Here is a 17,627-nt window from a genome sequence, read left to right as displayed (position 1 = left end):
AAATCAAGACATTTTGCACTATTAATGGTAAAATGAGTGACGTAATATTTTTGAGTAATGAATAACTGTGACTAAATTTGTTACAGCTTAAAAGTATAATATATGAGGTGAAAGAACGAATGAAACGTATCGGTATTTTAACCAGTGGGGGAGACGCCCCAGGAATGAACGCTGCAATTCGTGCAGTGGTACGTAAAGGGATTTTTGACGGAATCGAGGTTTATGGAATAAACTATGGTTTTGCAGGTTTGGTGGCAGGTGACATTCGCCGTTTAGACATTGCTGATGTTGGTGACAAAATTCAACGTGGAGGAACATTCTTATATTCTGCCCGTTATCCAGAGTTTGCAACAGAAGAGGGGCAATTAAAAGGAATCGAACAATTGAAAAAATTTGGGATTGAAGGTTTAGTTGTTATTGGTGGAGATGGTTCATACCATGGCGCGATGGCACTAACAAAACGCGGTTTCCCAGCTGTAGGTATTCCAGGAACGATTGATAATGATATTCCAGGAACCGATTTTACGATTGGATTTGATACAGCAATTAATACAGTGTTAGAATCAATCGACCGTATCCGTGACACAGCAACATCACATGTGCGTACTTTCGTTATTGAAGTAATGGGACGTGGTGCAGGTGATATCGCCCTTTGGTCAGGTGTTGCCGGTGGAGCTGACGAAATTATCATTCCAGAACATGACTTTGATATGGTCAATGTTGCTAAACGCATCAGAGAAGGACGCGATCGCGGTAAGAAACATTGCTTGATCATCCTAGCAGAAGGCGTAATGGGTGGTAATGAATTTGCTGATAAACTTTCTGAACATGGCGATTTCCACACACGTGTCTCTATTTTAGGACATGTTGTCCGTGGCGGTTCACCAAGTGCTCGCGACCGCGTATTAGCAAGTAAATTCGGTTCGTATGCAGTTGAATTGTTAAAAGCAGGAATTGGCGGACAATGTATCGGGATGCTGGATAACCAAGTTGTCTCAGCAGATATCGTTGAGACATTGGAAAATCACAAACATAAACCTGACTTATCACTTTATGATTTAAATCAAGAGATTTCTTTCTAAAGATATGCTGAGCAATTTCAGCTATCTTAGGTATCCCTTGAGGAAAATAGATAATCTTCATGACGTATAAACAAAAATGGAATAGGAGCGTTTGGTAATGAAAAAAACGAAAATCGTATGTACGATCGGACCAGCTAGTGAAACTGTTGACATGCTAGTAAACTTAATGAATGCAGGAATGAATGTTTGCCGTTTGAACTTCTCTCACGGTGATTTTGAAGAGCATGGTAACCGCATTAAAAATATTCGTGAGGCTGCAAAAATCACAGGAAAACGCGTAGCAATCTTGCTTGATACAAAAGGACCTGAAATTCGTACAAACGAAATGGAAAATGGGGCAATCACATTAAGAACTGGTGATTCAGTGCGCCTTTCTATGACAGAAGTTTTAGGAACAAACGAAAAGTTTTCAATCACTTATCCAGAATTAATCAACGATGTAAATGTTGGCTCTCATATTCTTTTAGATGATGGACTGATTGACTTAGAAGTAACAGATATCGACCGTACAGCTAACGAAATCGTTACGCTCGTTAAAAACGAAGGCGTTCTAAAAAATAAAAAAGGTGTTAACGTACCTGGCGTTTCTGTAAACCTTCCTGGTATTACAGATAAAGATGCTGCTGATATCCGTTTTGGTATCGAACAAGGCGTTGACTTTATCGCGGCAAGTTTCGTTCGTCGTGCAACTGATGTTTTAGAAATTACGAAAATTTTGGAAGAAGAAAATGCAACACATATCCAAATCATTCCTAAAATCGAAAACCAAGAAGGTATCGATAACATTGATGAAATCCTAAAAGTTTCTGATGGTTTAATGGTTGCTCGTGGCGACATGGGTGTTGAAATTCCAACAGAAGACGTTCCAGTTGTTCAAAAAGACTTGATTAAAAAATGTAATGCTTTAGGTAAACCAGTTATCACGGCAACTCAAATGCTAGATTCTATGCAACGTAACCCGCGCCCAACACGTGCAGAAGCAAATGACGTTGCGAATGCAATCTATGACGGAACAGATGCAGTAATGCTTTCTGGGGAAACAGCTGCTGGGGATTACCCATTAGAGGCTGTTCAAACAATGGCTCGTATCGCAGTCCGTACTGAAGAAGCATTGATCAACCAAGATTCATTTGCATTAAAACTTTACAGCAAAACGGATATGGCTGAAGCGATTGGTCAATCAGTTGGACATACTGCACGTAACTTGGGTATCCAAACAATCGTAGCAGCGACTGAATCAGGTCACACTGCTCGTATGATTTCTAAATATCGTCCAAAATCTCATATCGTTGCGATTACTTTCTCAGAACAAAAAGCTCGTAGCTTATCATTATCTTGGGGTGTTTATGCAACCGTTGCTGACAAACCATCAAGCACTGATGAAATGTTCAACTTAGCAACACGCACTTCTCAAGAAGAAGGATTTGCAAGTGAAGGTGATTTAATCATTATCACAGCAGGCGTTCCAGTAGGTGAGAAAGGGACAACAAACTTAATGAAGATCCAAATGATCGGATCAAAATTAGTTCAAGGTCAAGGAATCGGTGAATCATCAGTTATTGCTAAAGCAGTTGTAGCAAATACAGCAGAAGAAGCAGTTGCTAACGCAGTAGAAGGTTCTATTCTAGTTGTTAAAACAACTGACAAAGATTATATGCCTGCAATCGACAAAGCAATTGCGTTGGTTGTTGAAGAAGGTGGGTTAACTTCCCATGCAGCAGTTGTTGCAATTGCGAAAGATATTCCAGTAATCGTTGGTGCGGCGGATGCAACAAACTTAATTGCTAATGATGAATTGATCACTGTTGATCCTCGTCGTGGTATTGTATACCGTGGAGCAACAACAGCAATCTAAATTTTTTAATTATAACTTATACAAGAACCGGAATGAATCAGGAAAAGTGATTCATTCCGGTTCTTTTTTATGTGTGTTAAACGAATTTTCATTATTTGTGAAATTCTTCTCAAAAAGACTTTTAAAACGATTTCATACATGGTACAATATAATTGTTACCATATATTAAAAAACACAGGAGTGATAGAATGAAAGCAGCTGTTGTAACGAAAGAAAATAATGGAAAAGTAGAGATCAAGGAATTAGATATCAGACCGCTTGAAACTGGTGAAGCTTTAGTGGATGTTGAATATTGTGGTGTTTGTCATACTGACCTGCATGTCGCTCACGGAGATTTTGGTGAAGTTCCAGGGCGAGTGATTGGTCATGAAGGAATCGGGATCGTTAAAGAAATTGCTCCAGGTGTCGAGAGTTTAAAAGTAGGAGACCGCGTAAGTATCGCTTGGTTTTTTGAAGGATGTGGCACTTGCGAATATTGTATCACAGGCCGTGAAACGTTCTGCCGCCAAGTAAAAAATGCTGGATTTTCAGTGGATGGTGCAATGGCTGAACAATGTATTGTTAAAGCAGACTACGCTGTTAAGGTACCAGAAGGCCTAGATCCAGCTCAAGCCAGCAGTATTTCATGTGCAGGGGTTACGTGTTACAAAGCAATCAAAGTTTCTGATGTAAAACCAGGACAATGGGTTGCTATCTACGGTATTGGTGGCTTAGGAAATTTAGCGATTCAATATGCTAAAAATGTGTTTAATGCTAAAGTCATTGCTGTTGACATCAATGATGATAAATTAGAATTCGCCAAAGAATTAGGTGCTGATTTAGTTTGCAATCCATTAACAGATGGTGATGCTGGAGCGTGGATTCAAGAGAAAGTCGGCGGAGCACATGCAGCAGTTGTTACGGCTGTTTCGAAAGTTGCATTTAATCAAGCCGTAGATTCTGTAAGAGCTGCTGGTAAAGTAGTTGCAGTTGGATTACCGCCAGAAACGATGGATCTAGCAATTGTTAAGACTGTTTTAGATGGAATTCAAATCGTAGGATCATTAGTTGGAACACGCAAAGATCTTGAAGAAGCATTCCAATTTGGAGCAGAAGGTAAAGTTGTACCCGTCGTGGAAACTCGTTGTTTACATGAAGTCAATGACATCTTTGAAGAAATGGAACAAGGAAAAATCAAGGGTAGAATGGTTGTAGATTTAAAAAAATAACACAATTATAAATTGTATAAATAAACAGAATAGCAAAGACCCTAAAAGAAAGAGCTGAAATTCTAACTTTGTAGGGTCTTTTTTTATAACAAGCAAGTGAATAGTAGCCTTTTCTAGCTACTTTGATAGCTTCTTAAAATAGATTCTGTTACTATTGATAGTAGAATTTATTGGAAATTTATCAAGGATAAAATAGTTGAATGAACGGGTTCGATTCCCTAATCAAATCTATATCATTTATTTTTATGGAATTTTAGGAGGAACAAAGATGAAGGAAAGTGCAAAAGCAGGTATTTCATTTGGAGGTGCATGAGCATTAGTCATCTCGTATGTAAATTAGCATAGTATTCTTTGGGCAGTGTTTCACGGGGCGTTGAGTTGGTTTTATGTAATCTATTACGTAATTGTATATGGCGTAAATTGATAGCGATCAGTTAGAGCTGACTAGTATAAAAGAGTTGATTTTTGGATCAATTTTGAAATAGACTGTCATAACAATGAGATTTCTATTTATTTCTGTTTGCTAAACATTAAAAAAATTTTTAAACGAGTGATTTTCAGAAAATTTCTGTTAATCAAGGGACAAATTATGCTATAATTACATAATTAAGATGGGAGGTTTAGTGCAAATGGAATCCATTTCAAAAGATTTTGCCGTTCAGCTGTTAAACGATGATGCACAAAGGATTATGATGTTGATTCGTAATCAAAAAAATAGCCTATGCATTTCCCAGTGTAAGGCGTTTGAAGAAGTCGTAGACACGCAAATGTATGGTTTTTCTCGTCAAGTGACTTATGCCATTCGACTAGGTATTTTAAGTTCAAAACAAGGACATCAAATGCTAAGTGATTTAGAAAAAGAACTTAATCAATTATATAGTGACGTTTATGAGGAAACACAAGAAAAAAAAGAGATTGGCAAGGAGGTTTAAGCTTTGCCGAACAAGATAAAAAAAAGGCATCTGTTAGATTATAGTATTTTGATTCCCTATTTGGTTCTTAGTGCAGTGGGATTAATCATGGTTTACAGTTCTACTTCTTCTCTGTTAGTGTCACAAGGCAAGCCACCGACCGGAATGGTTATCACCCAGCTACAATTTTGGCTTTTAAGTTTAGTAGCAATGTTTTTTATTTACAAGATGAAAACGAGCGTCTTTCAAGTCAAAGGCTTTATTATGTTTGCAATTGTGGTTATTTCGGTTCTTCTGTTAGCCGTTCGATTTACGACATTAGGTTCAGAAATCAATGGTGCTAAAGGTTGGATTCAAATTGGTTCGTTCTCAATGCAACCGGCTGAATATCTAAAAATAATGGTGATTTGGTATCTTGCTTATATTTTAGGCCGAAGACAGAAATATATCGATAAAGAATTTAAAAAAGCAGTGTTTAGACCGATGCTTTTGGTTGGCTGTTTAATCTTCCTAGTTGCGATCCAACCGGATTTCGGAAACGCAGCCATTTTGACTTTATTGGTTATTATTATGATACTCTCTAGTGGCGTAAATTATATGTATACATATATAGTGGGCGGCGCTGGGATTTTGGGTAGTATTGCTGTTATCCAAGCGTTACTTTTAACTGGAGGAAAGATTATTCCAGAAAGATATCAATACGTGTATCAACGCTTCGCTATTTTCTTAAATCCATTCAAAGATGAACGGAATGCGGGTCATCAATTGGCAAATTCTTATTATGCGATCAATAATGGTAGCTGGTTTGGAAAAGGTTTAGGAAATAGCATTCAGAAAAAAGGATTTTTACCAGAAGCACATTCAGATTTTATATTTGCTATAACAATTGAAGAATTGGGCTTATTTGTATCATTGATTATACTAGCAATTTTAATGTTTATGATTGCGCGAATCATTTTAGTTGGCGTACGCTCAAAAAAACCGTTCAATTCACTAATGTGTATTGGTATTGGTACAATGTTGTTGTTGCAGGTTTTTATCAATTTGGGCGGAATTACTGGAGTGATTCCTTTAACAGGTGTAACATTTCCTTTCCTAAGCCAAGGAGGGAACAGTGTATTGATTATTTCAATTGCAGTTGCATTTGTATTGAATATCAGTGCAGATGAAAAAAAACAAAAAATGGACCAAGAATACCAATTACTTGGTAATTAATAAATGAAGGTCAAATAAACAGGTAGGAGTGAAAGAATGAAAAAAGTTTTAGTCGCAAATCGTGGAGAAATCGCAATTCGTATTTTTAGAGCCTGTACAGAGATGCACATCGGGACAGTGGCAATCTATGCAGCAGAAGACGAATATTCAGTTCATCGTTTTAAAGCTGATGAAGCCTATTTAGTTGGTAAGGGAAAAAAACCAATAGAAGCCTACCTTGACGTGGAAGACATAATCAGAATTGCAAAACAATCTGGTGCTGATGCTATACATCCAGGTTATGGTTTTCTTTCTGAGAATTTGGAGTTTGCCCGTCGTTGTAGAGAAGAAGGCCTTATTTTTGTAGGGCCATCACTGCATCATCTAGACATTTTTGGCGATAAAATCAAAGCAAAAGAAGCCGCTGTGGCTGCTGGGATTTCTTCGATACCGGGTTCAGATGGTCCTGTTGATACAGTAGAAGGTGTCTTGGACTTTGGTCGGACACATGGTTTTCCGATTATGATCAAAGCGGCACTTGGTGGTGGCGGTCGTGGCATGCGCGTAGCTCATGACGAAAAAGAAGCAAGAGAAGGGTATGATCGAGCGAAAAGTGAAGCTAAGGCAGCTTTTGGTTCTGATGAAGTCTATGTTGAAAAATATATTTCCAATCCAAAACATATTGAAGTTCAAATTTTAGGTGATAGTCATGGGAATGTGATTCATTTATTTGAACGTGATTGCTCTGTTCAACGCCGTCATCAAAAAGTTGTGGAAGTAGCTCCATGTGTTTCAATGAGTGAAGAAAAACGCAAAGAAATTTGTGGTGCTGCGGTTCAATTAATGAAGCACGTTCAATATATAAATGCTGGGACAGTTGAATTTCTAGTTGAGGGTGATCAATTTTATTTTATCGAAGTGAACCCACGTGTTCAAGTAGAGCATACCATCACTGAAATGGTCACAGATATAGACATTGTAGTTTCACAATTACAGATTGCTCAAGGTCTTGATCTTCATAAAGATATGAAAATTCCACAACAAGAAAATATTACGCTAAATGGCGCTGCAATCCAATGCAGAATTACAACGGAAGATCCATTGAATCATTTCATGCCTGATACTGGTAAGATTGATACTTATCGTTCACCAGGTGGTTTTGGCGTCCGTCTAGATGTTGGAAATGCCTATTCAGGTGCGGTTGTTACGCCCTATTTTGATTCATTGTTGGTTAAAGTTTGTACTCATGGTTTTACGTTTGAAAAAGCGATTCAAAAGATGGAACGTAGTTTGAGAGAATTTAGAATTCGTGGTGTTAAGACGAATATTCCATTTTTACACAAAGTAATTGGCCATACAGAATTTCAATCAGGGGAAGCAAAAACTACCTTTATCGACAATACACCGCAATTATTCGAATTTCCTAAATTAAGAGATCGCGGGAATAAAACAATGAAATTTATTGGTGAAGTTACAGTCAATGGATTTCCTGGTATTGAAAAATCAACGAAGAAATATTTTGATGCACCGCGTATACCAACTGATTTAGAGTTACGTAATGATTATGTAACGGCAAAAAATGTTTTAGATACAGATGGAGCGCAAGGCGTAATCGAATGGGTCAAAAAACAAGAAAATGTTTTATTAACAGATACAACTTTCCGCGATGCACATCAAAGTTTATTAGCTACTCGAGTAAGAACACAGGATTTCAAAGAAATCGCACGTTTAACTGGCGAAGGGTTGCCTGAGCTATTTTCGAGTGAAATGTGGGGCGGTGCAACTTTTGATGTTGCATATCGTTTCTTAAATGAAGATCCATGGCAAAGACTACGCAAAATTCGTAAGTTAATGCCGAACACATTATTACAAATGTTGTTTAGAGGGTCAAATGCGGTTGGCTATCAAAATTATCCAGACAATGTAATCGAAGAATTTATTAAAGAGTCAGCAAGACAAGGAATTGATGTTTTCCGTATTTTTGATAGTTTGAATTGGTTACCGCAGATGGAAAAAAGTATTCAAACCGTTAGAGATACCGGGAAGATTGCAGAAGCTGCTATTTGTTATACAGGGGATATCAATGACCCTTCAAGAGCAAAATACAATGTTGAGTACTACAAAAATATGGCCAAAGAACTTGAAAAGATGGGTGCTCATATTATTGCAATCAAAGATATGGCAGGTTTATTAAAGCCACAAGCAGCGTATCGTTTGATCAGTGAGTTAAAAGATACGACTGATTTACCGATACATTTGCATACACATGATACAAGCGGTAATGGTATAATCACCTATTCAGCTGCGACTAAAGCTGGAGTGGATATCGTAGATGTGGCTACAAGTGCAATGAGCGGGGCAACAAGTCAGCCTAGCATGAGCAGTTTATATTATGCGTTAGTGAATGGTGATCGTACCCCCAATGTTAACATCGATAATACGCAAAAAATCAACCATTACTGGGAAGATGTTCGTATGTATTACCAATCATTCGAAAATGGCCTAAATGCACCACAAACAGAAGTTTACATGCATGAAATGCCAGGTGGACAGTATTCTAATTTACAACAACAAGCTAAGGCTGTCGGCTTGGGTCACCAATGGGATGAAATCAAAAAAATGTATCATACGGTCAACTTAATGTTTGGCGATATTGTTAAAGTGACGCCATCTTCAAAAGTCGTAGGGGATATGGCATTATTCATGGTTCAAAATAATCTAACAGAAGAGGAAATCTATGCCAATGGAGAAGACTTGAGTTTTCCAGAGTCAGTCGTTACCTTCTTCCAAGGGGACTTAGGTCAACCAGTAGGTGGGTTTCCTAAAGAGTTACAGAGAATTATTCTAAAAGGACGTCCAGCCTTCACAGAAAGGCCTGGAAGTTTGGCAGCGCCTGTAAAATTTGATAAGGTAAAAGCAGAATTAACTGAAAAAATTGGTTATGAACCAAAACTAGAAGAGGTATTGAGTTATTTAATGTATCCTCAGGTATTCTTGGACTATCGTACTTCTTATCAAAATTTTGGTGATGTGACGTTATTAGATACGCCAACCTTCTTCCAAGGAATTCGGCAAGGTGAATCAGTAGAAGTTCAAATCGAAAAGGGTAAGACGTTGATTATTCGTTTAGATGAAATCGGTGACCCTGATATTGAAGGAAACCGGGTATTATTCTTTAATTTAAACGGTCAACGACGTGAAATAGTTATTAAAGATACCTCTATCAAATCCTCTGTCCAAGCAAAACGCAAAGCAGAACCAACAAATAAAGAGCAAATCGGTGCTACAATGTCAGGCTCTGTTCTCCAAGTTTTAGTTCAAAAAGGGGACAAGGTTAAAAAAGGAGATGCTTTGTTGGTAACAGAAGCGATGAAGATGGAAACCACTATTGAAGCTCGTTTTGATGGGATTGTTGAAAATATTTATGTATTTGAAGAAGAACCGATTAGTTCAGGTGATCTGTTGATAGAAGTAAAAGAAAATTAACCGAAAAGTGGGGGGAAAGATGAAACGATTTTTAGCTTTTTTAGGCGTTTTCTTGATAGTCGTTGTAGGGGGCTATTTGCAGCCAGTCTTTTTCCCTGCTGAAAAAATGCAGCAAGAAGCAGATCATGGGAGACAAGTTGCCTCCCATACTGCTTTACCTTATGAAGAAATACCAACTTCGGGTTATGCTACGTACATAGGAAAAAAAGCAACTGATTTCGTTACTGAGTTTGGTGAACCGCTTGAAAAAAAAATGACAGTTATGGGATATGAGTTATGGATATATGGTGTGAAAGATTCAGATTATCTAGAAGTGAATGTTCAAAACGAAAAAATCTCTTCAATCAAAGCATTGAATGACTCAAAAGAAACGATGCCATTCTCTATCGGTATGAAGTTGTCGGATGTTTCAGAATTGATGACCATTTATTCGAATTTTGCCTTTACATACAAAGAAACCAACTACAATGTGGAGTTAATGGAAGAAGATATGAATTATCGTCCTCTGATTGCATTTGATAATAAGACATTCGCTATTTTATTTTTCAATCATGGCACAGGTAAGCTTTCAGCAGTTACTTATTTAGATAAAAAAACATTATTAACCTTAATGCCATACCAATTAGTAGAAGGTGAACTTGTGCCTTTTCCGGTAAAAGAACAGCCTCCTGGATTTGATGCTGTCACAAGTAATCAAGTGATCAGAACAATCAATTTGTTGAAACTTGCAGAAGGATTACCAGCATATCGTGTGAATACTGAAAGTCAAAAAAATGCTCAAAAGCTTTTTGATACATTAAATAAAAATTCTAAAAATGTTCTTTCAGCAAAACGAGTAGAAAATTGGCAATATAGCAAAGAACAAATGACTTCTGAGACCATGTTTACACTGACCAATGATGAATACCAAAAATTATTAAAAGCGGGTCAATTAGACAAGAAAAAAGCAACAGGGATGTATACAGAACCCGTTTATGATCCAACCTTCACTGTACTCTCATGGTTTTCTGATTCATTATATCATTCTCGATTTGCTCATCAGGAAAATGAACACATTGGCGTTGCTTTCTCTAAAGCAAGTATGTTAGTCTTATTACAAGAGACTGAAAAAGAAATAACTCAAACAGAGGAAAGTGAATAAGTATGATAGTGACAGAAAAACTTTTTGAAATAGAAGATCAGACAGAAAAACTTGTTCAAGCCATTTTAGCAAGTGAGACCATTGAATCTTACAAAATAAATCGTCAAGCAATGTATGGATCTAAGGACGTCCGAGAGAAGCAGAAAGCATTTTTAGAGGCAAAAGATTCCTTCGAGCGCATCGAAGCTTATGGAAACCATGCGCCGGATTTCCGCACTAAACAACGAGCAGTTCGCCAAGCGAAGCGTGCGTTAGATCTGAGTGAAGAAGTTGCTGAGTTTCGATTCTCTGAAACTGGTGTTCAAACGATATTAGATTTAGTGGGTATGGCAGTAGCGAAAACAATTTCAGCTGATATCAAAGTAGACGCTGGAAATCCATTTTTTGAAAAGGGAAAACATTCGGGGTGTGGAGGTAATTGTCATGCAAGTTAAGGAAGAAAAAAAATTTACCATTCAAAAACGTCGTTGTTTAGTTGTTTTTGTATACAGTTTAAAGCAATTAAAGACATTGAAACGCTATGGATTGATTCATTATGTCTCACGTCGGATGAAATATGTTGTGCTTTATATGAATGAAGAAGATATTGAAAGCTCAGAAGCTAAAATCAATGGTTTGCATTTTGTACGGAAAGTAGAACGGTCTTATCGTCCAGATGTGGAAATGAATTTTGCTGAAAAAATCGGAACAAAAGCGGCGTATCAGTACGAGAAAGAAGAAGGCTTTGAGGTCGAAGAATTAAGTACTCAAATTCGTTTAGCTGAAAATGTGTAAAAATTGAGATGAAAAATGTGTACGAACTTCAAACATTTTTCATCTTTTTTCTGTATAGTTGATATACTATTAAAGTACATTAAGTGATAAGGAGCGTTTAAAGAATGCGGGTTATATCTGGAGAATATGGTGGACGACGTTTAAAAGCATTAGTTGGTGATAATACACGCCCTACAACGGATAAGGTAAAAGAATCGATTTTTAATATGATCGGACCGTATTTTGATGGTGGAACGGTGTTAGATTTATATGCAGGAAGCGGCGGTTTAGCGATCGAAGCTGTGTCCAGAGGAATGGATCTAGGAATTTGTATTGAAAAAAACTTTTCTGCTATTAAAATTATTAAGGAAAATATTGAAGTAACAAAAGAACCAAACAAGTTTATCGTAAAAAAAATGGATGCTAATAAAGCATTATTATTTTTAAAAGAAGAAGAAATAACGGTCGATTTGGTGTTACTTGATCCGCCGTATGCCAAACAGGAAATCGAAAAGCAAATAGAACAAATGCTTGCTCAAGATTTACTAAGTGAAGTGGGTATCATTGTTTGTGAGACGGATAAATCTGTGAAGCTTCCAGAAATCATTGGTACATGTGTAAAATCTCGTGAAACAACCTACGGTATCACTCAAATAACGATTTATAAACAGGAGGTAAGCGATGAGTAAAATTGCTCTTTTTCCTGGAAGTTTTGACCCATTGACGAATGGCCATTTAAATATGATTGAACGTAGTACACTGTTGTTCGACAAAGTCATTATAGGCGTTTTTGTCAATACAAATAAAACAGCTCTTTTTTCCTTAGAAGAAAAGCTTATCTTCATTAAGGAAGCTGTTGCCCATTTAGAAAATGTGGAAGTTATCGTTCAAGAAAAGAAACTCACTGTTGAAAGTGCTGAAGAATTAGGTGCTAACTTTTTAATTCGTGGAATCAGAAATATCAAAGACTATGAGTATGAAAAAGACATAGCGAGAATGAATCATCATTTAGCACCTCATTTAGAAACTGTTTTTCTATTAGCTGACGAAACCTATGGTCACATCAGTTCAAGTTTACTAAAGGAAGTGCTGGAATTTGGCGGGGATGTCTCTGAATACCTTCCTCAATCTGTCAATCGAGCACTAAATCAAAAGAATCGTGAGATGAAACGAAATGAAGAATGAACATGAAGAAAAATTATCAATCAAGTCGACGCTCCCTTTTATTATCGTTATAGTGTTGATTATTATAATGATCTTTCCAATTCCTTTTTACATTGAAGGGCCTGGTACAACGGAGAATTTAAAAGATTTTGTGACTGTGAATAATAAAAAAGATACGGAACCAGGTGCGTTTTATTTAACAACTGTTGGTGTTCGTAAAGCAACAGTAGGTTCTGCTTTAAAAGCAAAATTTTCAACTTTTGAAGAACTAGTAAGCAAAGAAGAATTGATGGGATCAAGTACAAGTAGTGAATATGATCGAATTCAGCAATATTATATGAATTCGTCGAAAAATGCTGCAATTGAGCAGGCGTTAAAACTCGCTGATGTACCCTACAAAATGAATTTCAAAGGTGTATATGTTTTAGCAATAGAAGATAATTCAAGTTTTAAAGGAAAAATTTCTGTTGGAGATACTGTTACAGGAATCGATGGACATACATTTAAAAGCAGTGAAGAATTTGTAGACTATGTAAAAAAACAAAAAATTGGGCAAAAAGTGACTGTAAGCTACTTACAAGATGGTAAGGCTAAGAAAGCAGAAGGTAAATTGATTGAATTACCAACCGATAAAAAGGCAGGTATTGGCATCGGATTGACTGATCATACTGAAATTGAGTCTACGGTTCCGGTTGAAATAGATGCAGGTGATATCGGTGGTCCATCAGCAGGCTTAATGTTTACCTTAGAGACATATGAGCAACTAATACAAAAAGGGATTCGTAAAGGACATAAGATTGCTGGTACAGGAACAATCAATACTCAAGGAGTCGTTGGGCGAATAGGTGGTATTGACAAAAAAGTTGTTACTGCTAGTAACAATGGAACAGAAATTTTCTTTGCACCGGATGACGAAATCACGAAGGAAATGAAAAAAGCTGAACCAGAAATTAAAACAAACTACGAAGAGGCAAAAGCAGCCGCTGAAAAAATAGGAACAAAAATGAAAATTGTACCTGTAAAAAATGTACAAGATGCTTTAAATTATCTTGAAACATTGAAAGAAAAATAAAAAAATGGACAACGAGGTGTTAACTTCGTTGTTCATTTTTTGTTTTATTGCAAAAGCCTAATAAATATCGGGAAATCAAAGGTTTTTTTATTTTTAATCATGAAAATAAAAAAGTAATGCGTATCTTTATTTAGAAGGGGGGAAAATCATGGATTATCGTAAATTAATACAACAATACAAACAGTATATTATCAGCGGTATTATTTTGTTTAGTATTACTTGCAGTGTTATTGTCATCGTTCTTGTTAACTCTCGTCAAGATACGTTACCAGAAGACGAATTGGTTCCAAATTCGGTGAGTTCACTTCAATCGAGCGATCAAGAATCAACTACAGCGCAAATATACGTGGATATAAAGGGCGCTGTAGAAAAACCAGGATTGTATGAAGGAACTCTGAATATGCGCGTCTGGGACGCTGTGATGCTTGCTGGCGGGGTGAAGGATATTGCGGATACGAAAAGAGTCAATTTTTCTGAGCGAATTGCCGATCAGATGGTCATTTACATACCAGAGATAGGTGAAGAAGCTCAAAGCGCCGAAAATGATAGCCAGTCAGAGGAGAGTCAAAGTAAAGACGTAAATAAAATCAATCTAAATCAAGCCAGTGAAGCTGAATTACAAACGTTGCCTGGTGTTGGTCAAAAGAAAGCTCAAGAGATCATTCGTTATAGGGAAGAAAATGGTGGATTTAAAACAATAGAAGAGATAAAGAATATTTCAGGTTTTGGTGAAAAAACATTTGAAAAATTAAAAGATGCTATTACTTCATAGAATTGACGAGAGTTAATCGATATAAAATGCAACAATTTTATAAATATCATGTGTCGGTTCTTGACGAGACTTTTTCTATAATTTACTATTTGTATATCCTATTACTAATTCAAAAGAATCAGCAAAAATAAATTGGACAATCACTACATAAAAAAGGAGAATAAAATGACGTTAGAACGAATTCCTTGGGATCAATATTTTATGGCACAAAGCGTGTTATTATCATTAAGAAGTACTTGTACACGTTTGGAAGTTGGGGCAACAGTTGTGAGAGATAAACGAATTATCGCAGGGGGATACAATGGGTCGGTTAGTGGAGATGTACATTGTATTGATGATGGCTGTTATATGGTTGATGGACACTGTGTTCGCACGATTCATGCTGAAATGAACGCTATTTTACAGTGTGCCAAATTTGGTATCCCGACAGATGGAGCTGAAATTTATGTGACTCATTTTCCTTGTTTGCAATGCACGAAAATGATTCTACAAGCAGGAATCAAAAAAATTCATTATTTAAAAGATTATCGGAATGACCAATATGCAATGGCCTTGATTAAGCAAGTTGGCGCAACGGTAGATCAAGTAACGTTATCCCAAAAATACTTTGCTGAATTACAATTAGGAGAAGAAGAGACTGCTTCACTGGAAGAAGCTTCTCAAACAGATCAATAACTACTGGATTTTTCCAGTACTTGTAGGTATAGGAACAGTTTTTTTAATTTTAGAACCTAGCTTTTTTAATGGTATTATTTGGTTTTATTTTATTAGTCGAATTCTTGGCACAAGAAATAAGGCGATTATCAGCGTCAGTATTTTGTGCCTGCTTATTCTAGCTATTTCTTGCTGGTTGACCTTAAACGTGGAGCACCAAAAAAAGTTTCCAGAAGCAGTCGAAGTGGGTGGCCATCTATCTGTGTTGCCTGATAAATATACAATAGATGGTGATAGTCTTCAAATGGAAGGAAGCTTTTATATATCTAAAAAAGAAAAGCGTAAAGTGGTCGCTTTTTATCGATTTCGTTCAGAACGGGAAAAACAAAGTTGGCAAAAAATAAATATGCCTATTGATATTACTCTTTTGGGGAAATTTGAAGTACCGTTAGCTCAAACAAACCTTAATGGATTTAATTATCGAAAGTATTTAAAAGAGAAGGGCATCTATCAAACCTTATCGATTAGAGACATTTACAAAATCGAAACTGGAAATCCAAAGATGTATGATGTTTTTGCTTGGTTAAGTTGTTTTAGAAAAAAAGCGATTGATCATTGTGATAATCTGTTTTTGAAAGAAACCTCGTTACATCTTAAAACACTGATTTTTGGGTTTAAATCTAGTGAATTTTCTCAAAAAGAAGACATGTTAGCTAACTTGGGAATACTTCATTTGTTTAGTTTGTCTGGAATGCATGTGACATTTTTTATTGGAAGTTTCAGGTCTTTCTTCTTACGATGTGGGATCACGATTGAAAGGTTATTTTGGTTGCAATTGTTGTTCTCAATTATTTATGCAGGTTTAACTGGCTTCTCTATAAGCGTTGTTCGAGCATTGATCCAAAGTATGATTTCACTTGGAAATCGTGAATTTAAATGGCGCTTATCTGGGTTGGATTGTTGGAGTTTGTCATTAGTCGTTAACTTGGTTTTTCAACCTTATGTATTATTTTCAACTGGCGGTCAGTTGAGTTATGGCCTATCTTTTTTCATTTTATATGTTCATCCTATTGTAGAACGGGTTAACAAGCGATTTATTCGGATGTATTGTTTTTCACTTCTATTAACAGTTACGATGATTCCGTTAGTCGGACGAACATTTTTTGAATGGCAGTTAACAAGTAGCCTGTTTACGTTTTTGTTATTACCCATTTTTGAGCGAGCTATCTTACCCTTGTTAACGATTAGCTTTTTAGGATCATTCATTTATAAAATAAAACTAGTGATCGATAGTCTAGAACTATATTTCGTCATGCAGCAATCCATTTTTGAGTGGTTAAGTCGATACAGCACCTTTACAATTGTTACGGGCGTTTTTACACCAGTTCTTTTTTTGTTGATTGTTATAGTCCTTTTTTTAATGCTACACTTGATGTATCAACGTTCAAAAAAAGTTTATTTGTTAGGTGCAGGGTTACTATTGTTGATGAATAATAAGTATTTTTCTTTCATTGGTACGATTGCTTTTATCGATGTTGGACAGGGAGATAGTATTTTTATCCAAACGCCGTTTCATCAAGAGAATATTTTGATTGATACGGGTGGTAGAATAGCGTTTGACAAAGAAAAATGGGCAATTAAAACCAACCAACCAATAAATGCTGATTATTCCGTCATCCCATATTTGAAAAGCAAAGGAGTAAAGTATCTTGACAAAGTATTGATTACTCATGGTCATATGGACCACTTTGGTGATCTACTTAAGATCAACGAAAAAATACCGATTCGTTCATTGTACTTCCCGGAAGGAACAGAAAATAAATCTGCTTTTCAGCAAACGCTAAATCGTTTAAAGGCTAAAGGGATAAAATGTTATCCAGTTTTAGCAGGAGCATCTATTCGCCATTCGATTTCCTTAGAGATACTGGCTCCAACTACTGCAGGAACGGGTGAAAATAAAGATTCTATGGTTGTTTACACAAAGGTTTCTGGTCAACGCTTCTTATTTACAGGCGATTTAGAAAAAGAAGGGGAGCGACAATTGATACAGCGTTTTCCAACTTTGCGGGCAGATATATTAAAAGTAGGGCATCATGGGAGTAAGACGTCATCTGATTCTTTATTCATCAAGAAGATTAAACCCAGAGAAGGAATTATTTCTTGTGGACGCAATAATCGATTTAATCATCCTCATGAAGAAACGTTTGTCACATTTGAGCAAGAGCAGATCGCTCAATTTCAAACAGGTAAAAACGGAATGATCTATTATGAATGGACACCATTTTCAAAAATGTCATCAGTTAAAACAATCATGGAAGAAGACTAGCACTTCTTA

The 17,627-nt window shown here is 36.5% G+C and carries 15 protein-coding genes; all 15 read left to right on the top strand.

Annotated elements, in window-relative coordinates:
• Positions 1-119 precede the first annotated feature (119 nt).
• The 15 genes from pfkA (at position 120) to AC1PU0_RS09585 (ending at position 17,618) form a co-directional block, all read left to right on the top strand.
• A complete protein-coding gene (gene pfkA / locus AC1PU0_RS09655; protein ID WP_069652997.1) occupies positions 120-1,082 on the top strand; it encodes a 6-phosphofructokinase in 963 nt (320 codons plus the stop codon).
• Positions 1,083-1,179: 97 nt separating this feature from the next.
• Positions 1,180-2,937 (top strand): pyruvate kinase, encoded by a 1,758-nt coding sequence (gene pyk / locus AC1PU0_RS09650; protein WP_111247753.1) that lies wholly within the window; start codon positions 1,180-1,182, stop codon positions 2,935-2,937.
• 188 nt (positions 2,938-3,125) lie between these two features.
• On the top strand, positions 3,126-4,145 hold the full coding sequence (gene adhP, locus AC1PU0_RS09645) for an alcohol dehydrogenase AdhP (protein ID WP_069652999.1): 1,020 nt from the start codon (positions 3,126-3,128) through the stop codon (positions 4,143-4,145).
• 629 nt (positions 4,146-4,774) lie between these two features.
• Positions 4,775-5,077, top strand: a complete 303-nt coding sequence (locus AC1PU0_RS09640; RefSeq protein WP_069653000.1) for an Fpa/YlaN family protein — start codon at positions 4,775-4,777, stop codon at positions 5,075-5,077.
• A 3-nt stretch (positions 5,078-5,080) separates the two neighbouring features.
• Entirely contained in the window at positions 5,081-6,271 is a 1,191-nt protein-coding gene (locus AC1PU0_RS09635) for an FtsW/RodA/SpoVE family cell cycle protein (RefSeq protein ID WP_206850308.1), read from the top strand.
• Between the two features lie 36 nt (positions 6,272-6,307).
• On the top strand, positions 6,308-9,736 hold the full coding sequence (locus AC1PU0_RS09630) for a pyruvate carboxylase (RefSeq protein ID WP_206850309.1): 3,429 nt from the start codon (positions 6,308-6,310) through the stop codon (positions 9,734-9,736).
• A gap of 19 nt (positions 9,737-9,755) precedes the next feature.
• Positions 9,756-10,877, top strand: coding sequence for a CAP-associated domain-containing protein (locus AC1PU0_RS09625; protein ID WP_206850310.1), 1,122 nt, complete (start codon positions 9,756-9,758; stop codon positions 10,875-10,877).
• A 2-nt stretch (positions 10,878-10,879) separates the two neighbouring features.
• Positions 10,880-11,311, top strand: coding sequence for a YlbF/YmcA family competence regulator (locus tag AC1PU0_RS09620; RefSeq protein WP_069653004.1), 432 nt, complete (start codon positions 10,880-10,882; stop codon positions 11,309-11,311).
• Positions 11,301-11,651: a YlbG family protein gene (locus AC1PU0_RS09615; protein ID WP_206850311.1), complete on the top strand. Its 351-nt coding sequence runs from the start codon at positions 11,301-11,303 to the stop codon at positions 11,649-11,651. The genes AC1PU0_RS09620 and AC1PU0_RS09615 overlap by 11 nt, the downstream gene beginning before the upstream one ends.
• A gap of 104 nt (positions 11,652-11,755) precedes the next feature.
• Positions 11,756-12,319, top strand: a complete 564-nt coding sequence (gene rsmD / locus AC1PU0_RS09610) for a 16S rRNA (guanine(966)-N(2))-methyltransferase RsmD (protein WP_206850312.1) — start codon at positions 11,756-11,758, stop codon at positions 12,317-12,319.
• Complete coding sequence (gene coaD / locus AC1PU0_RS09605; RefSeq protein WP_111248741.1) at positions 12,312-12,815, top strand: pantetheine-phosphate adenylyltransferase; 504 nt, start codon at positions 12,312-12,314, stop codon at positions 12,813-12,815. The genes rsmD and coaD overlap by 8 nt, the downstream gene beginning before the upstream one ends.
• On the top strand, positions 12,805-13,866 hold the full coding sequence (locus tag AC1PU0_RS09600) for a SepM family pheromone-processing serine protease (RefSeq protein WP_206850314.1): 1,062 nt from the start codon (positions 12,805-12,807) through the stop codon (positions 13,864-13,866). The genes coaD and AC1PU0_RS09600 overlap by 11 nt, the downstream gene beginning before the upstream one ends.
• Positions 13,867-14,014: 148 nt before the next feature.
• The gene (locus tag AC1PU0_RS09595; protein ID WP_206850316.1) at positions 14,015-14,638 is read left to right on the top strand and encodes a helix-hairpin-helix domain-containing protein; all 624 of its coding nucleotides are present in this window, start codon (positions 14,015-14,017) and stop codon (positions 14,636-14,638) included.
• 165 nt (positions 14,639-14,803) lie between these two features.
• Positions 14,804-15,313: a ComE operon protein 2 gene (locus tag AC1PU0_RS09590; protein ID WP_206850320.1), complete on the top strand. Its 510-nt coding sequence runs from the start codon at positions 14,804-14,806 to the stop codon at positions 15,311-15,313.
• Entirely contained in the window at positions 15,276-17,618 is a 2,343-nt protein-coding gene (locus AC1PU0_RS09585) for a DNA internalization-related competence protein ComEC/Rec2 (RefSeq protein WP_479998809.1), read from the top strand. Before AC1PU0_RS09590 ends, AC1PU0_RS09585 begins: the two co-directional genes overlap by 38 nt.
• Positions 17,619-17,627: the final 9 nt, after the last annotated feature.

The sequence above is a fragment of the Enterococcus sp. XAF26B05_ASV22 genome (assembly GCF_056727285.1).
Note: the sequence above shows the minus strand (reverse complement) of the source record. Positions and strands in the feature narration are given on the sequence as shown.